The organism is Marinilactibacillus sp. 15R (assembly GCF_001895285.1).
Taxonomy (GTDB): domain Bacteria; phylum Bacillota; class Bacilli; order Lactobacillales; family Carnobacteriaceae_A; genus Marinilactibacillus; species Marinilactibacillus piezotolerans.
This window is the reverse complement of record NZ_CP017761.1, coordinates 2,062,414-2,078,519: the sequence shown is the minus strand read 5'-3', so window position 1 is coordinate 2,078,519 and position 16,106 is coordinate 2,062,414. Positions and strand designations below refer to the sequence as shown.

Annotated in this window: 16 protein-coding genes; all 16 read left to right on the top strand. The window is 32.6% G+C overall.

What is annotated here, in order from left to right:
* Window positions 1–138: 138 nt before the first annotated feature.
* The 16 genes from BKP56_RS10305 (at window position 139) to BKP56_RS10230 (ending at window position 16,096) form a co-directional block, all read left to right on the top strand.
* The gene (locus BKP56_RS10305; protein WP_072694998.1) at window positions 139–1,848 is read left to right on the top strand and encodes a bifunctional diguanylate cyclase/phosphodiesterase; all 1,710 of its coding nucleotides are present in this window, start codon (window positions 139–141) and stop codon (window positions 1,846–1,848) included.
* Between the two features lie 350 nt (window positions 1,849–2,198).
* Complete coding sequence (locus tag BKP56_RS10300) at window positions 2,199–3,956, top strand: sensor domain-containing diguanylate cyclase (RefSeq protein WP_072694997.1); 1,758 nt, start codon at window positions 2,199–2,201, stop codon at window positions 3,954–3,956.
* Window positions 3,916–4,389: a type IV pilus modification PilV family protein gene (locus BKP56_RS10295; RefSeq protein ID WP_072694996.1), complete on the top strand. Its 474-nt coding sequence runs from the start codon at window positions 3,916–3,918 to the stop codon at window positions 4,387–4,389. The genes BKP56_RS10300 and BKP56_RS10295 overlap by 41 nt, the downstream gene beginning before the upstream one ends.
* Window positions 4,382–4,807 (top strand): PilW family protein, encoded by a 426-nt coding sequence (locus BKP56_RS10290; RefSeq protein WP_072694995.1) that lies wholly within the window; start codon window positions 4,382–4,384, stop codon window positions 4,805–4,807. The genes BKP56_RS10295 and BKP56_RS10290 overlap by 8 nt, the downstream gene beginning before the upstream one ends.
* A 5-nt stretch (window positions 4,808–4,812) precedes the next feature.
* Window positions 4,813–6,261, top strand: a complete 1,449-nt coding sequence (locus tag BKP56_RS10285) for a pilus assembly PilX N-terminal domain-containing protein (RefSeq protein ID WP_072694994.1) — start codon at window positions 4,813–4,815, stop codon at window positions 6,259–6,261.
* Between the two features lie 22 nt (window positions 6,262–6,283).
* The gene (locus BKP56_RS10280) at window positions 6,284–7,906 is read left to right on the top strand and encodes a GspE/PulE family protein (RefSeq protein ID WP_083540541.1); all 1,623 of its coding nucleotides are present in this window, start codon (window positions 6,284–6,286) and stop codon (window positions 7,904–7,906) included.
* A gap of 15 nt (window positions 7,907–7,921) precedes the next feature.
* Window positions 7,922–8,953, top strand: coding sequence for a type IV pilus twitching motility protein PilT (locus BKP56_RS10275; RefSeq protein WP_156849247.1), 1,032 nt, complete (start codon window positions 7,922–7,924; stop codon window positions 8,951–8,953).
* A 22-nt stretch (window positions 8,954–8,975) separates the two neighbouring features.
* On the top strand, window positions 8,976–10,178 hold the full coding sequence (locus BKP56_RS10270) for a type II secretion system F family protein (RefSeq protein ID WP_072694992.1): 1,203 nt from the start codon (window positions 8,976–8,978) through the stop codon (window positions 10,176–10,178).
* A gap of 107 nt (window positions 10,179–10,285) precedes the next feature.
* A complete protein-coding gene (locus BKP56_RS10265) occupies window positions 10,286–10,612 on the top strand; it encodes a competence type IV pilus major pilin ComGC (protein WP_072694991.1) in 327 nt (108 codons plus the stop codon).
* 74 nt (window positions 10,613–10,686) lie between these two features.
* Window positions 10,687–11,439 carry a prepilin peptidase gene (locus tag BKP56_RS10260; RefSeq protein ID WP_072694990.1) on the top strand — a complete coding sequence of 251 codons (753 nt, stop codon included), beginning with the start codon at window positions 10,687–10,689 and terminating at the stop codon, window positions 11,437–11,439.
* A gap of 32 nt (window positions 11,440–11,471) precedes the next feature.
* Complete coding sequence (gene pilM / locus BKP56_RS10255; RefSeq protein WP_072694989.1) at window positions 11,472–12,500, top strand: type IV pilus biogenesis protein PilM; 1,029 nt, start codon at window positions 11,472–11,474, stop codon at window positions 12,498–12,500.
* A complete protein-coding gene (locus BKP56_RS10250) occupies window positions 12,493–13,041 on the top strand; it encodes a PilN domain-containing protein (RefSeq protein ID WP_072694988.1) in 549 nt (182 codons plus the stop codon). Before pilM ends, BKP56_RS10250 begins: the two co-directional genes overlap by 8 nt.
* A complete protein-coding gene (locus BKP56_RS10245; RefSeq protein WP_072694987.1) occupies window positions 13,031–13,588 on the top strand; it encodes a hypothetical protein in 558 nt (185 codons plus the stop codon). Before BKP56_RS10250 ends, BKP56_RS10245 begins: the two co-directional genes overlap by 11 nt.
* Before the next feature lie 162 nt (window positions 13,589–13,750).
* Window positions 13,751–15,019, top strand: coding sequence for a tetratricopeptide repeat protein (locus tag BKP56_RS10240; protein ID WP_072694986.1), 1,269 nt, complete (start codon window positions 13,751–13,753; stop codon window positions 15,017–15,019).
* Window positions 15,020–15,088: 69 nt separating this feature from the next.
* Window positions 15,089–15,658, top strand: coding sequence for a ReoY family proteolytic degradation factor (locus BKP56_RS10235; RefSeq protein WP_072694985.1), 570 nt, complete (start codon window positions 15,089–15,091; stop codon window positions 15,656–15,658).
* A 114-nt stretch (window positions 15,659–15,772) separates the two neighbouring features.
* Complete coding sequence (locus tag BKP56_RS10230; RefSeq protein WP_072694984.1) at window positions 15,773–16,096, top strand: nucleotide pyrophosphohydrolase; 324 nt, start codon at window positions 15,773–15,775, stop codon at window positions 16,094–16,096.
* Window positions 16,097–16,106: the final 10 nt, after the last annotated feature.

Sequence of the window (16,106 nt, the reverse complement as noted above, 5' to 3'; positions counted from 1 at the left end):
AAGACTTTCTAAATAGTAGAAAGTTAAAAAGGAGTATGAAGCACATTGTCTATATTTTCCATAAATTTCGTAGTTACATATATTAGTGGAATTGTCTATTATAGGTGGCTCATCATCCTAGGAGTAGTGCTTATAGGCATGTTGATTTATTTTAATAGAAAATTAAACGAAAAAAAATACGAAATTTCAATCATTGAAAAAGATAAAAAGGATTTTGAAGCAGTTTTTAATAGTGAAGTTTCATTTTTATGGGAAATTGATAAGAATAAAAAAAATTTTTCTGCTTCTAAAGTAGTTTGTAAGGTCTTAAATCTCGATGAAGATCATTATCCTGATCTTTTAAATTCCTGGAAAAAGAGTATCCATCCTGAAGATTTACCAGAATTTTTGAAATTTATTGAAAAATTAGATAATAAAAAGGGGAAACCTTTTGAGTTTCGTGTTTATGATGGAAACGGTAATATTGTTTGGCTAGAAACTTTTGTGAATGCTGTATTAGATGATTCTGGAGAAGTTTTAAAATATGTAGGAACTTCAATAGATATTACAGCTCGTAAACTTAAAGATGAAAAATTGAGTGAAAACAGCTATTATGATCAACTAACACATTTACCAAACAGAAAAAAATTCTATAAATATTTTACTCAAAAGAGAAAAGGCCAATCTGAAGAAATTGAAATGTCGATTATCATTCTGGATATTGATCGCTTTAAAATAATTAATGAACTGCATGGTCGGAATTTGGGAGATCAGGTTCTGGTACAAATTTCATCAAAACTTCAGAAGCTTTTAGGCAAAGAAGCTTTTATTGCTAGAGAAAGCGAAGATGAATTTATCATTTTGCTGGAAAATTCAAATGAAAAGAAAACTAAATTAATCGCTGAAAAACTTTTAAGTATGTTTAAAAAACCTATTAAAATAAAAGACCAGCTGTTTTATCTTACAATTAGTATGGGAATAAGTCGCTATCCGGAAACAGCTCAAGATATTGTTGCTTTATATCAACAGGCAGAGATAGCGATGTATAAAGTTAAAGATACTGGAAAAAATAATTATCATGTATTTATGACAGACGATGCAGCTTTAATTGAAAGAAAAAGAAGAATAGAATTCGGACTAAAAGAAGCATTGAGCAGAAATGAATTATATTTAGTTTATCAACCTAAAGTCGATTTAAGTACTGGAATAATTTATGGAACGGAAGCTTTGATCAGATGGAAACATCCTTTACTTGGAGAAGTATCACCGACTGAGTTTATTCCAATAGCTGAAGAATCTGGAATTATCCATGATATTGGATACTGGGTTGTTTTTGAAGCGATTCGTCAGAATAAGATTTGGCATGATGCTGGCATTTGTATAGATATTGCAGTAAATGTTTCTGCATTACAATATGAAGATCCATTTTTCATAGAGCGAATAAAACAAACTCTGCTTCACCATGACCTTGATCCGAAATATTTAATTATTGAAGTTACCGAAAGTGTAATGCAGAATGTTGATCATTCTAATCGAGTCATCAAAGAATTACACGACCTTGGAGTGAAGATAGCAATTGACGACTTTGGTACCGGGTATTCTTCACTTAGTGTATTAAATAATGTATTTATTGATATTGTTAAAATAGACAAATCATTTATTGATGGAATATTGATAAAAGAAAATACCGCATCTCTTGTAAAAACCATAATTCAAATGGGTAAAAGTTTGAATTTTCATATCGTTGCTGAAGGGATAGAAACAGAAGAGCAGGCAGAATTCTTAAAAATTAATGAATGCTCATTTGGGCAAGGTTACTTATTCAGCAAACCGCTCTTATCAGAAGATTTACCAAAAAAAGTTACTTAAAAAAAACATCCTTTAAAATTACTAATCCAGAAGCAGATACTATAGTTTAATCTGGATAGATTTTAAAGGATGTTTTGTTATGTGAGAGTTATGTCTAAAACAAACGAAAAATTCACAATTATGTCATTTATTAAAATCAATTAATGTTAACATTAGATTAACATAATGAAAACAAAAGAAAGTAATCTAATAGCAAAAAATATACATCGTTATATTTTCCGCATATTGCTTATTCTATGCAGACTTTCTAAAATAAATTTATGATATTGACATAAATATTTAATAAAGATAGACTGTCTTAGAAGACTGTCATGCTAATAAATTCATATTGGACCGAAGAGGTGAATGCGATGCTATCAATAAAAAGACAATTCATAACATGGCTAATGGGTTTAATAATGATCCCTTTATTGTTTATAGTTGTTTTTAATTTGACAGCTCCCATAGGTCTTTTTACAAATATTTCATTTTATGTTTTTGTCCTTTTAGGAATCATTGTGGCACTCTTTCCAATAGAAATTAAAGGGGCTACTCTTTTCCTTATCACTAGTGTCAGTATAGCTGTATTTTTATCATACGGTCTTTTTGCTGAAATGGTTGTTACAACGTTAGCTACAACTATGGTAATGAAACGAATGGGAATAACGATGGAAGAAAGTTATAGATACCCAATGAACATACTTTTGTTTCAAATTGTTTCAATTTTATCTGCAGAAGTCTATTATTTATTAGATCCGGTTCTTCCATCAACTTTCAATTTTCCTTATAATCTTTTATCGATAACAATCTATCTAATTACTTCCATAACACTAAACAGATTGTTATTGTATGTTCTTGCTACGCATTGGCAGCATAAAGCGTACGGCAATATTATCAATTATGAATATATTTTTTCCCTTTTGTCGGCTTTTTATGCCATACCAATTGCATTAACGATTCTTTATCTTCGAAATGTTTATTCAACTATAGGGATCATAGTGGCTGCATTTCCATTAGTTGCTATATCCATTATTTTTAAACAATATTTCTTTAGTGACTCTCAGAATCGCTATTTAGGTAAAATCAATACACTAGCTATCAAATTAAATGAAAAACATAGCGTAAATGAAATAATAAAATTTTATTTGAATTCTTGGAATAATATTTTCCCTGCAGATACAATTTATTATTGTACAATCACCGAAGATAAGAAAATAGTGAAAAGTTTTGTATATCATAAAGGTCATACTGTGGAATCCGAAAATTGTTCAGCAACAGTTTTTTTTCATACAGCGTTAGAAGAATATTGGTTCCAAAGTGATATTATTGTGTATCAAAATTCTAAAGAATGGACTGAGCATCTTCATTCAGAAATTGATTATCCTGCTGAAAGTATGCTAATTCTTCCTATTAAAAGAGCCGGAAGTGTTGTAGGGTTTATCGTCATGACAGATCCCAAAAGAAAGGCCTTTAGTAAAAATATGCTTTCTGTAATTCCGGTTCTTCATAATTATTTAAACATCGCTTTAGAGAATGCATATAACTATGAAGAATTGCAAATCAATAGTAGAACAGACCACCTAACGGGTCTTTCAAATTTGCGAGCTTTTGAACAGCATCTTAATAAATATAATCAAACTAATCCTAACGATAAGATTTCAATTATTATTATTGACTTAGATTATTTTAAAGACGTAAATGATTCTTTCGGTCACCAGGCTGGAAATGAACTTCTAAAACAAATAGCTATTTTACTAAGTACTTTTGTCTACGAACAAGAAAAGCTAGCCAGATACGGAGGAGAAGAATTTATTTTTTTCATTCCAAATAAAACGATAAAGGAAATTATTGAATTAGCTGAAAATGTTCGCAAAAAGATTGAAGAAACAATGTTTAATACACACAATTATTTAGATGGTCGCGAGCTTGTAACTGTTAGTATAACTGCGAGTATAGGAGTAGCAACTTATCCTGATCAATGTTCGAGTATAAAAGAATTGATGATGTTAGCAGACCGAGCTATGTATGTAGGTTCTAAACAAAAAGGAAGAAACAAGGTTGCTACGATCAATGAAGGGGCTATCATCAATGAAACAGAAGCTGTTTTGGAATCCGATCAAACTTATTAAAAATCAACAAGGAACTACGCTGGTTGAATTGATTGTAGCTATAGGTATTTTAGCAATCGTAGTCACTTCTTTTTTGATTTTTTTCATACAGTCATCACAAACGACTCAATCTTCTGAGAATATAACGGATGCAACTTATTTAGCCCAGGAAGAAATGGAATATCTTTACCATCTTTCTGATTCAAAATCATTGGATGAATCTATCCAGGAACTGATTAATCGCTCATCCTCAGCAAACGGCAATGGACTTGACAGAACATTTACTATACAATCTGAAGGAATCACTTTTATACTTGAAATGAAAGAAGCAGGGGCTGAAACTACTGAGGATACTACTCTGATTCACTTTATTCTCAAAGGTCAGAACCAAAATAAACAGTTGATCCAATTGGAATCTAAAATTCCTTTCAAAAACGAGGTACAAAATGATTAAATTCAGAAAATCTGAGAGTGGATTTACACTAGTTGAATTATTAGCTACGTTAGCTATTTTATCATTAGTGATTATACTTGCAGGTTCGATTCATATATTTGGACAGAAGCAATTCGTTCAACAATCAGAGCAAGTGAGTCAGATCAATGATCTAAGGTATATTATGGCTTCTATTGAACAAGATGTAAGGCAAACACCTAAAGAAGAGATAAAGTTTGAAGAAGACTTAATAGTGGGAGAATCAACGTATTCTCAACAAGGTACTGCATTATATAAAAATTCCGAACTTTTAAGTAATCAAATCAGTGCATTTGAAGTGGTACTCAATGAAGATAAAATTGATATCTCATTATCTAGTACAACGAACGGCAAGAATAAAAAAGAAGTCGTATCTACAATTATTTACTTTAGGAGGTAGCTTGCATGGGTAGAATCAGAAGCTTAGTCAGTAAAAGTCGACGAGAAGACGGTTCAGGCTTAGTTTTGACATTAATGGTTTTAATGGTTCTATCTGTGCTAGCTGTCTCTTTAGCAACTGTGACGATAGGAAGTTATCGTCTCACAGCAAAAAACAGGGATTCTGTCTCTGTATATTATGTAGCTGAAGCCAGTCTGAACGAAACCTATGAAGAAATCAAATCACTCGTTACGGATACCTACCAGTTAGATGTTAACCAAGACACATACTTTTCAATGGTAGAAAATGGTATGGATGAGGCAAATGGTAGAACAATGAATGATTTTTCTTCACAGTTCAGTGAAAATCCGACAGCTACTATACAGATTCAAAAAATATCAGATGGAAATCCAAGAGAATACACCCTGACTTCTGAAGGCAAAATTGGAAATACGTCTAGAACACTAACCAAGAACTTTACGGTAGGGTATCAGGAAAAAGATAGCGGCGGCGGATTGCCTTATATTCCAACTGATGCTGCTATGGTGGTTAGAAATGAAATAGAAATTAGTGGTGGTGGAAAAATAATTGGAGATGTTCATTTAGATGCTGTGAAATCTGGTTCTTTTCAATATAATGTTGAAAATGGTGTTAGTGGGAAAACAATTTATAATCCTGATGCTAAGCCAGATGTCATTACTTATCCTGATTATTTCAAATGGTATCCAAGTTTATACAAAACATTTGAAAACAGAGCAGATTCTTTACCTTGGGAAGATTATGAAAATTATGTAAATAATATGCCGCTTCTATCGGATCAGGTAAGTTTCAAAACACATTCTAATCTAACCCTTAGTGGAGGAGATCCGCCAACTACATTTAATCTCGAAGAGAATTTAAGTATTGATACTATTGAAATTAATAGTAATAGAGTTTTGAATTTGGACCCAAATGGTAAAAAAATAAAATTAGTCTTAAATAACTTAATAGTAAATGGAAGCATCAATGTTATTGGTGAAGGATCAGTAGAAATTTTTATTAAAAATCAATTCACAGTAAATTATGGATACGTAAATAAAAATAGTACGAATGAACAAATGCAAATTTACTATTATGGACAATCCCCTTTAATATTAGGTGGAGGACTTGAAATGAATTCTAATCTCTTTATAGATAGAGCCGACATCAGCATCGGTGCAAAGTTCAATGGTATATTGAGCTCAAAAGGTAATAATATTTCTTTTGATGGAGGTTCTAGTGTTGGTTTTCTTTATATAGCGCCTTTCGCTACAGTTAATATTCAAAGCCAAGCTAGTGGTATTGTTGTTTCGAAAAATGGAAAAGTGACTAATGGCGGTTCATTAACATATAAAAAAGCTGATATATTATCAAATGGATCAGAATCCAGCACTGGTGGAGATCCAGAGGCTGATTTAATCATCAGTGAACCGGTAATTGAAACAAGTAATGATTAATTTAGCGATCAGGAGTGATTAAATGGCAATGCAAAAAAGAAAAAAACTGGGAGATTTACTTAAAGATGCCGGTCTAATTACTGAAGCGGAGATTGTAACTGTCTTAGAAAATAAGCAAGAAAATCAGAAGCTGGGGGATGCACTTGTTGAACAAGATTATATTACCGAAAAAGAGCTACTTGAGGTATTAGAAATCCAGCTGAAGCTTGAAAGTATTTCTTTGTACAAGTATCCAATTGATACTAGTCTGATTGAAATGGTCTCTAAAGAATTTGCTAGAGAGAATATATTATTACCTATAAAACAAGAAGGTCATCGATTAGTTGTTGCAATGCATGACCCACTTGATTTTTATGCAATAGAGGATTTAGAGTTAGCTACAGGTTTTAATGTCAAACCTGTTATCGCTACTAGAGATGATATTTTACAGACTATCAACCATCTATATGACTATGATGAAAGTTCTGATGGAGTTGTTGAAGATTATACAGCTTCAGCTGTTAAAGTTTTAGATCAGATTCTTGAAGCTGGAGTAACAATGCATGCTTCTGATATTCATTTGGATCAAAGTGAAACTTTGGTGAACATTCGATATCGAGTTGACGGAACTTTGAGAAATGAAAGAACACTGCCTAAGTCCGCTATGAATTCATTAGTTGCCCGAATTAAAATCCTGGCAGGTTTGAATATTACGGAAAGCCGTCTTCCTCAAGATGGAAGAATCAGTGTTTCGATTATGGATAAATCAATTAATTTGCGTGTCTCAACTTTACCTACAGTCTATGGTGAAAAAATTGTTATTCGAATTTTAGATTTGACTGATGTTTTAAAAAAATTAAATGATCTTGATTTTTCTGACAGTACATTGAAGCAATATGAAAAAATGATCAAAGAACCATCCGGCCTGATTCTAATTACTGGTCCGACGGGTTCTGGGAAATCTACGACATTATATGGATCCATTAATGAATTAAATAAAGCAGATGTCAATATTGTTACTATTGAAGATCCAGTTGAATATCAGTTAGAAGGTATTAATCAAGTTCAAGTAAACAGTGCGATTGGACTTACATTTGCTAAGGGTCTGCGTTCTATTCTGAGACAGGATCCGAATATCATAATGGTCGGCGAAATCCGAGATCGAGAAACTGCCGATATCAGTATCAGAGCCTCTCTAACCGGTCACCTTGTATTTAGTACTTTGCATACGAATAGCGCAATTGAAGCTATTCCAAGACTTTTTGATATGGGTATAGAACCCTATCTAGTCGTATCTTCTTTATCAGGAATTATGGCACAACGTCTAGTAAAAAAAGTTTGTAAAGACTGTCAGTACACTAGACCGGTAACGGAAATTGAGAAAGAGATATTCCAAAAAAGAGGAAAAGTAATTGATGAACTTACATTAGGAAAAGGATGCAATCGCTGCAGGTTTACTGGGTACAGAGGAAGAATGGCTATTCATGAATTGATTGTAATTGATGATCAAGTTAAAGAAATGATGATGAATCACTCATCCATACAAAATATCAAAAAGCATATTCGCAATAAGAATGTTCCTTTTCTGATCGATGATGGATTAGATAAAGTAAAAGAAGGCTTAACAACGATCGAGGAAGTATTGAGAGTAGCAACCACAGATTAGATAAAGAGGGATATTATGGAATATTTACATCAACTATTAACATCAGCTTTTTATAAAGAAGCTTCCGATATTCACTTGACCGCTGGATCAGAACCGGTTTTTCGAATTGATGGTAAATTGATTCCGCAAAAATCAGAAAAAGTTATGATGCCGGATGACCTGGAAGAAATTGTTAAACAAATGTTGACTAGTCCCCTTTGGGATCAGCTTCAAAGAAAAAGGGAAGTTGATTTATCGTATGGTATCAATGGTCTGTCCAGGTTCAGGGTAAACGTGTTTTATCAAAGAAATGCACTTTCTATTGCATTCAGAATCATTTCAAAAGAAATCCCGACAATAGATGACCTTGGTTTGCCGAACGTTTTAAAAGAACTTGTAAAAAAGCCCCATGGAATGATACTCGTTACTGGACCGACTGGTAGTGGAAAAAGTACGTCTCTTGCTGCTATGATCGACTACATGAATAATAATATGAATCGCCATATTATTACCTTAGAAGATCCTATCGAGTATTTACATTCGCACAAACAATCGATTATCGTACAAAGGGAGATAGGATTTGACACATTATCTTTCAAAGATGGACTAAGGTCAAGTTTGAGGCAAGATCCTGATGTAATCTTAGTTGGAGAGTTACGAGATTTTGAAACAATATCCACAGCTATTACTGCTGCTGAAACAGGCCATCTTGTGTTGGGTACTCTGCATACACAAGATGCATCAAGTACTATTGATCGAATGATAGATGTGTTTCCGACTCATCAGAGAAATCAAATTAGAAGTTTATTAGCTAATGTACTGGTAGGTATTTTATCACAAAGATTATTTCCAAAAGCCAAAACATCAGGAAGAATTGCTTGTACAGAAATTCTCATTAATAATGCTGCGATAAAAAACTTGATCCGCAATGAAAAAATGCATCAGATTCCGAACACAATGCAAACTTCAAGAGATCAAGGTATGCATACTATGGAGATGGATATGAAAGAAAAATCTCAGAATGGCTTAATTAATTCTGCTGAATTAATTCCATACTCTTATACATAATGGATGGTGGTGATAACGAGCGATGACAATGTACGCCTATAAAGCTAAAACAATAGATGGAAAAGTTACAAAAGGTAAAATAGAAAGTTCGAATGAAGCGGAAGCAATAGTAGAACTGGAACAAGTTAATTTAATCGTTTATAAATTAACTATTGTAAACTCAGCATTGTACAAAGATATTACCATAGGGAAACCTATTAAATCTAAAGATTTCGTATTATTTTTAAGACAATTTTCTACACTAATCGAATCAGGTATCTTACTTTTAGATGCTTTGGAAATACTATCCAAACAAATTGATAATAAGCCTTTAAAAGAGGCGTTAGAACAAATTTCGAACCAAGTTAGAGAAGGTGTAGCGCTATCTGTTTCAATGGCCAAATATCCAAAAATCTTTCCTGAGTTACTCGTTAATATGATTCAATCCGGAGAAGCCAGCGGTCGATTAGATGACGTTCTGAAAAACATGGCCAATTATTATGAGAAACAATATCGATTAAAACAAAAAATTACCACTGCACTTACCTATCCTGCTGTTGTAGGCAGTATGGCAATCATGATAACGATATTTTTATTAGTCTTTATCGTTCCTATATTTGCCGATTTATTTTCTAGTTTTGGGGAAGAATTACCTGTGTACACACAAATGGTATTGAGCTTGAGCCAGGTCGTCGAACAATACTGGTGGATTTTATTGATTATAGGCATGCTCATTTATCTTGGATTTAAAGAATTGAAAAAAAGAGAGAAAACGTCTTTTATAATTGATGGATTACTTTTAAAAGTGCCTTTCACAGGAAAGTTTGTTCAGAAGTCTATTCTTGCCAGAATGACTCAAACCCTTAGTTCATTATTAGAAAGCTCTGTTCCGATATTACAAGCAGTTGATATTACAAAAAATGTAATGAGCAATAAAGTAGTGAAAAAAGTTTTGCAGGAGAGTAAAGATTCGCTTGAGCGAGGAGAATCTATTGCTAAACCCATGGAAGATCACTGGATGTTTCCTGATTTGATCACGCAGATGATCAATGTAGGAGAATCGAGTGGAGCGTTAGATGAAATGCTGCGAAAAGTTGCAGAAGTTTATGATCAAGAACTTGAGGAAGCATCAGACAAACTCCAATCACTAATAGAACCAATTCTTATTGTATTTTTAGCAGTCATTGTTGGAGCGATTGTACTTTCAATTATTATTCCGATGTTTTCTTTATTTGAAACGTTTTAACTTCACTGCTTATATTGAAAGGAGGAATGAGTATAAGATAAATAACAGTACTAATTAACAGTTTGAATTTTTATAATCTCAGTAAGATAAAATAGGAGGAAGAACACATGAGAAATCAAATCAAGAAAATGATCAAAAAAGAAAACGGATTTACATTAGTGGAATTATTGGCTGTATTAGTCATTTTAGGTATTATTGTGGCAATTGCGATTCCAGCTGTCGGAGACATTATTGATAATGCCAGAGATAATGCTAGCGATGCTGAACAAGAATTGGTTATAGATGCTGCTAGACTTTATTTTATTGAAAATGACGGTAATGAAGTTGATGTTGCAACTTTAATTAGTGATGGATATTTGGAAGAACGAGGAGAAGTATCTGATTTAACAGGAACAGTAACAGTAACTGATGGAGAGTATACTTATACAGAATAATTAAAATCACTCATTACATTTGAAAGATTCTTTTGAATCTTTCATTACATAGAAGGAACATAGGAGTAAAAATTATGGAATGGTTCATAGGAATAGTCTTTTTCATATATGGTCTAATATTCGGATCTTTTTATAATGTAGTCGGTTTGCGAGTACCCGTTAATACCTTTTTTGCTCAAAAAAATTCTTATTGTTACACCTGCAAAAGAAAATTATCTTGGAGCGAATTGATCCCTGTTGTTTCTTATATTTTTCAAAAAGGAAAGTGTAAGGGATGCGGAGATTCTATCTCCATTATCTATCCTGTTGTAGAACTGACTACGGGGCTTTTGTTTGTGGCGACATACCTTTTCTTTGGGGTATCTTTTCAAACGATTTTTGGATTGCTTTTAGTTTCTATGATCGTTATAGTAACTGTTTCAGATATAGCCTATCAAAAGATACCAAATAAAATTTTACTGTTCTTTTTACCGATACTATTAATATTGAAATTTTTCCTTTTAGATACTGATTGGATATCCTCAATCTTTGGGGCAGCAAGTGCCTTTTTATTAGTAGGTATCATTATTTATGTGACCAAAGGGGGTATGGGAATCGGAGATCTTAAGTACTTCACTTTATTCGGATTGCTTTTTGGCTGGCAACTATTTTTATTACTATTCTTGCTTTCCACGTTGTATGGTGCTGTTATAAATGGAATATTGCTTTCTTTGGGAAAAGTCACTAGAAAGACTAAAGTTCCCTTCGGTCCATATATTGGTGCATCTGCAATTACTGTTTTATATCTAGGTAGATCAATCATAGAATGGTACTTATCACTGCTATAATAAAGGATAAGTTGACTATACGGAGGAAATTTATGTTATTTAATAAAAAACCAGATCTTTTCATTATGTTCAAGGATAAAAGTATCTTTTACATGATCTATGATGATCAGAAAAAACAAATAATTGAACAGGATCAGATTCTTTTGGATCAGCCGGTACTGATTGATGGGCAATTAACGAATGATGCTTTAGTCAAAAAGAGACTAGAGCTTTTAGTACAAGAAAAAAAATTGAAAAATGCTAAAGCTTCTTTTATTCTTCCAGATCATTTTTCAATGATTCGAAAAGAAGAAATACCTGTTCAACTAGAAGAAAAAGAAATAGAAAATTATATTTCCTTACATCTGAACAGTTCGATTCGCTTACCTTTCGATTCTCCGAAAATAGATTTTCAAGTAATCGAAAAAACCGAAGATACACAGTATATTTTATTGACCGTTTATCCAAAAGAACAGGTTAAAATATATCAGGACCTGCTAGAGGATGTAAGACTGCAAGCCTATGTAGCAGATTTTTCCTACTTAAGTGTGTATCGGGCCTTTATAAATTCAGAAAAAGGGTTTCATTCCAAAGATGATCATTTACTTTTGATCCAGTGGCATCCTTTTGATAGTTCTTTAAGTGTATTTCATGATGATATCCCTCAATTTCATCGGCATACAAACTTTACCAGATTCGCTCAAAGCTGGAAACAAAATAAGGAAGGTGTCTGGGAATGGAGTGGTTCAGATCAAGAGCTTGAACAGGTAATTGATGAACAATTAAATGCCATCGAACGTTTTCTGGACTTTTATAAATTTTCTGTTATGAATGGAGAAAAAATGGTCACAAAAGTGCTTCTTACAGGTAATTTTCCTAAATTAGATTATTTATATGATCGACTAAATGATCGTATTGATATCAAGTTGATGAAACTTGAATTACCTTTAGCACTTGACCAGGTCTTTGCTCCACTTTATGGTTTAATATCTAAAGAAAATGATACAAACAAAATAAATAAGAAGTTGAAGAAAAAAGTGAAAAAGCACAGTACTAAGGAGGAGGAGAAAATAAATGATTAATATCAATCTATTTGAAAGAAAACAGATCAACAGATTGCCCCTTGTAATCATAATCAGTTTTCTCATTCTTTTCGTTTCATTATGTGTATATTTATTTGGTTTACAGCAATACTACGTTCTTCAAGATAATATGAATATGCAGCAGATAGAAAATCAGGCCGATGAAGTTCGAGAAGCTAGAAAATTAGATACTTTGCATACTCAAATTGTTCAGTCAGAAAAAGTTATTCAAAACATTGAGTCTCAAAGACATTCCATTCCCTATCTCTTTAATGACTTGCATACTTATCTACCTGATAATGATGAGCATATTACTTCTTTTAACTTTACTGAAGAATTTGAAGTATTATTATCTCTTTATGACATGAACTATGAAGAGCTAACACAATTGATTGAAGACCTTAACGCGGTAGAATACATTACTTCAGCACAGCTTGTTACACTAACTAAAAATCCGGATTCTGATGATCTTTATATATCTGATATCAGTATTCGGCTAGATGAATTAATGTTAAGAGAGGTAGATAGTAATGAAATTTAGTTGGAGTAGAGAAGCTGTTTTATTACTGGTGATTTCTCTTTTTATATTAATTGGTGGTTATTATTATGGCCAGAAGCTATTTGTCCAGCCGGCTAGAGAAATAACAGACAGCTCTTCCCGCATTTTAGCAAATCAAGATGAATTGGTAGATCAAGTAGATGCTTTAGAACTATCAGAGCAAACATTAGTGACTGAATTAGAGACCTTGAATGCTTCTCTTCCACTGACAAATGATCCAAGTAATTGGTTAAATGATGTAAAGGAGTTAGCTGATAATAATAATCTTGTAGTATATTTATTCAATGCCGTTGAATCAACTGGAGAAAGCGAAATAAATGAAGAAATTGAAGATGTCGAGATTCAATCTTATCAATTAGAAGTAGAATATGAGAGCTTTGAAGAATTAGATCAATTTATCGAAGATATTTATATAATGACACAAAAAACTGATATAACTTCTATATCATATGAAGCAGGGCAGGAACTTTCTTTTAAAGCAACTTTATTTCTTGATACGTATAACCAATCTACAGGATTAGAAGAGTAATAGATGAAAACGTCTTTTCTAAAAGGCGTTTTTTGTTTTTATTAAATTTAGACTTTCAATTGTGAACATGACGAAACTTAGTGAATATGATAAGATGGGTTGAGCAATTAAACGTAGTAGATAAATAACAATTAAATAAATTGACTATCTGGAGGAGACAATATGTCCTATTCTCAAAAAATGATTGATTCTTTACAGAATGATCAACTATCTGAAGCAGAAGAGCTTTTTATTCTTGCACTAGAACAAGATTCTATTGATGAGTTATATCAGTTAAGTGATTCTCTATATCAATTAGGATTTCTTGAACAAACTAAACGTGTATTACATCATTTACTTGACCATAAGCCCCAAGATGATGAAATTAGGGTTAATTTGGCAGAGATTGCAATTGAAGAAGGAAATGAACTGGAAGCTATCGAATGGCTGCAAGCTATTGATAAAGATAGTGAAGTTTATCCTCAGGCTTTACTTGTATCTGCTGATTATTATCAAGTTTTAGATCTTCCTGAGGTTTCTGAACAAAAGCTTTTGGAAGCTCAAAGCATTCTAGCGAATGAACCAGTCATTATATTTGCATTAGCTGAATTGCACTTTACAATGGGTAAGTATGCTCAAGCAATTCGTGAATACGAACAGCTCTTGACAACGGGTGAAGAGAATTTAGCTGGTATCCACTTAGTCTCTAGATTAGGTAGTGCTTATAGTGCCCTGGGAGATTGGGAAAACGCAATTGGTTATTTAGAGGAAGCAGTAGAAGTAGACGATACTGTTGATACTTTATTTCAGTTGGGATTTACCTATTTTCAAATCAAAGAGTACCAGCGTGCCAATGAATGTTTCTTTAAAGTGAAAGAAATGGACCATTCTTATACTTCTATATATCCATATCTTGCTAAAGGATTAGATGAAGAGAATCAGTTAGAGAAAGCAGCTGAAATCATTGAAGAGGGATTGTTTCAGGATAAAACCAACTACCAGCTTTATCTGATTGGAGCAGATGTAGAACTCAAAAGGAGTAACGAAGAAAAAGCAGAAGAGTATTATAAATCAGCTTTTGACCTAGATCCGGAAAATGAAACGATTTCATTGCAGTATACAAATTTTTTGTTGCACCAGGAAAGATATGAAGAAACCGTTGATTTTGTCCAAAAAGCTCTGACAGAATTGGATGCTGATCCTCAATTATACTGGAATCTAGCTGTCGCTCAAAATGAATTAGAAGAATACGCTGCTGCTAGAAGAGCATATGACAAAGCATATCCATTTTTTGATACAAATATAGAGTTTCTAAAACAGTATTTCTTCTTTTTAAGAGAAGAAGGACAGTTGGACAGATCAAGAGAAGTCGGATTTAGATACCTTGAATTTAGTAGTGATGACTTAGAAATTCAAGAAATTTTAAACAATGAACACTTAGATTCTGAATGATTTTTGTTATAATAGGTTAAGGGGTACTTGAATATTTAATGCATCTTATCTATAAGGAGGAGAGTCAGATTGAATAATCGAGTGCAATTAAAAGACAAGAAGCATTTTTTGAAGTGGTTTTTGCAAAGATACCAGATGAAACGACGAGAATCAATGTGGATTTTAAATTATTTACTCAATCATGATATTGTTTTAAATAAAGCAAAGTTTGTTGAAAATGCTCAAAGAACACCTAGAGGAATTCGAATGGCAGCTGTAGGTACTGATGAGGAAGCTTTTAAATTTTATAAAGATGGTCATGCGTTTGATAATCCAGAACAGGCTTTTCATGAAGTAAGATTAAATTGGCACACAGATTTATATATAGAACTATTTTTCTCAGATTCCTGGATGTCTCCAGAGTATCTTACTGTGTTAGAAGATAATCCATTCTCAAGTTGGAATGATTCTATTTCAGAAGAACTCAGTCAAGAAGTCAATGAGGCCCTTGATCAATTCCAGTTAGAAGAAATGAGAAATAAATTGATACAAGAAATTGATCGTGCTTTGGAACAAGACGAAAAAAATACATTTTACGAACTGACAAATGAATTAAAGGTAGTTGAGGATAAAATAAATAACGGTTTACCTCACTCCTGATTTATGAATAACTGAATAATTAGAGAATAATGGAGTGCAATTGGTTAAGATAGATTGATTGTACTCTATTGATTCTTATAATTCTGATATTTAAATGAATTGAGGTGTTTTGTAATGACAGATATTAATAAGATGCAAAATGAAGTTGATGCGTACATAAAACAGTTTAAAGCAGGTTATTTTTCACCTTTAGGTCAGCTTGCAAGGTTAACAGAAGAAGTTGGAGAACTTGCCAGAGAAATTAACCATATACATGGTGATAAACAGAAGAAGACTGAAGAAAGTGAAAAATCTATTGAAGAAGAATTAGGAGATGTGTTATTCGTAATTATTAGTCTAGCGAACTCCTTAAACATAGACTTGTCTGAAGCATTTAAAATCGTAATGAATAAGTTTAATACAAGAGATTATGATCGATTTGAAAGAGTTGAAGATTAGAATATATCTT

What these genes read in the sequence shown, in the direction of transcription:
- BKP56_RS10260 (WP_072694990.1), top strand. Translation starts at nt 10,687, where the DNA reads ATGGAATGGTTCATAGGAATAGTCTTTTTCATATATGGTCTAATATTC.
- BKP56_RS10265 (WP_072694991.1), top strand. Translation starts at nt 10,286, where the DNA reads ATGAGAAATCAAATCAAGAAAATGATCAAAAAAGAAAACGGATTTACA.
- BKP56_RS10250 (WP_072694988.1), top strand. Translation starts at nt 12,493, where the DNA reads ATGATTAATATCAATCTATTTGAAAGAAAACAGATCAACAGATTGCCC.
- BKP56_RS10230 (WP_072694984.1), top strand. Translation starts at nt 15,773, where the DNA reads ATGACAGATATTAATAAGATGCAAAATGAAGTTGATGCGTACATAAAA.
- pilM (WP_072694989.1), top strand. Translation starts at nt 11,472, where the DNA reads ATGTTATTTAATAAAAAACCAGATCTTTTCATTATGTTCAAGGATAAA.
- BKP56_RS10295 (WP_072694996.1), top strand. Translation starts at nt 3,916, where the DNA reads ATGAAACAGAAGCTGTTTTGGAATCCGATCAAACTTATTAAAAATCAA.
- BKP56_RS10305 (WP_072694998.1), top strand. Translation starts at nt 139, where the DNA reads ATGTTGATTTATTTTAATAGAAAATTAAACGAAAAAAAATACGAAATT.
- BKP56_RS10275 (WP_156849247.1), top strand. Translation starts at nt 7,922, where the DNA reads ATGGAATATTTACATCAACTATTAACATCAGCTTTTTATAAAGAAGCT.
- BKP56_RS10280 (WP_083540541.1), top strand. Translation starts at nt 6,284, where the DNA reads ATGGCAATGCAAAAAAGAAAAAAACTGGGAGATTTACTTAAAGATGCC.
- BKP56_RS10285 (WP_072694994.1), top strand. Translation starts at nt 4,813, where the DNA reads ATGGGTAGAATCAGAAGCTTAGTCAGTAAAAGTCGACGAGAAGACGGT.
- BKP56_RS10290 (WP_072694995.1), top strand. Translation starts at nt 4,382, where the DNA reads ATGATTAAATTCAGAAAATCTGAGAGTGGATTTACACTAGTTGAATTA.
- BKP56_RS10270 (WP_072694992.1), top strand. Translation starts at nt 8,976, where the DNA reads ATGACAATGTACGCCTATAAAGCTAAAACAATAGATGGAAAAGTTACA.
- BKP56_RS10245 (WP_072694987.1), top strand. Translation starts at nt 13,031, where the DNA reads ATGAAATTTAGTTGGAGTAGAGAAGCTGTTTTATTACTGGTGATTTCT.
- BKP56_RS10240 (WP_072694986.1), top strand. Translation starts at nt 13,751, where the DNA reads ATGTCCTATTCTCAAAAAATGATTGATTCTTTACAGAATGATCAACTA.
- BKP56_RS10300 (WP_072694997.1), top strand. Translation starts at nt 2,199, where the DNA reads ATGCTATCAATAAAAAGACAATTCATAACATGGCTAATGGGTTTAATA.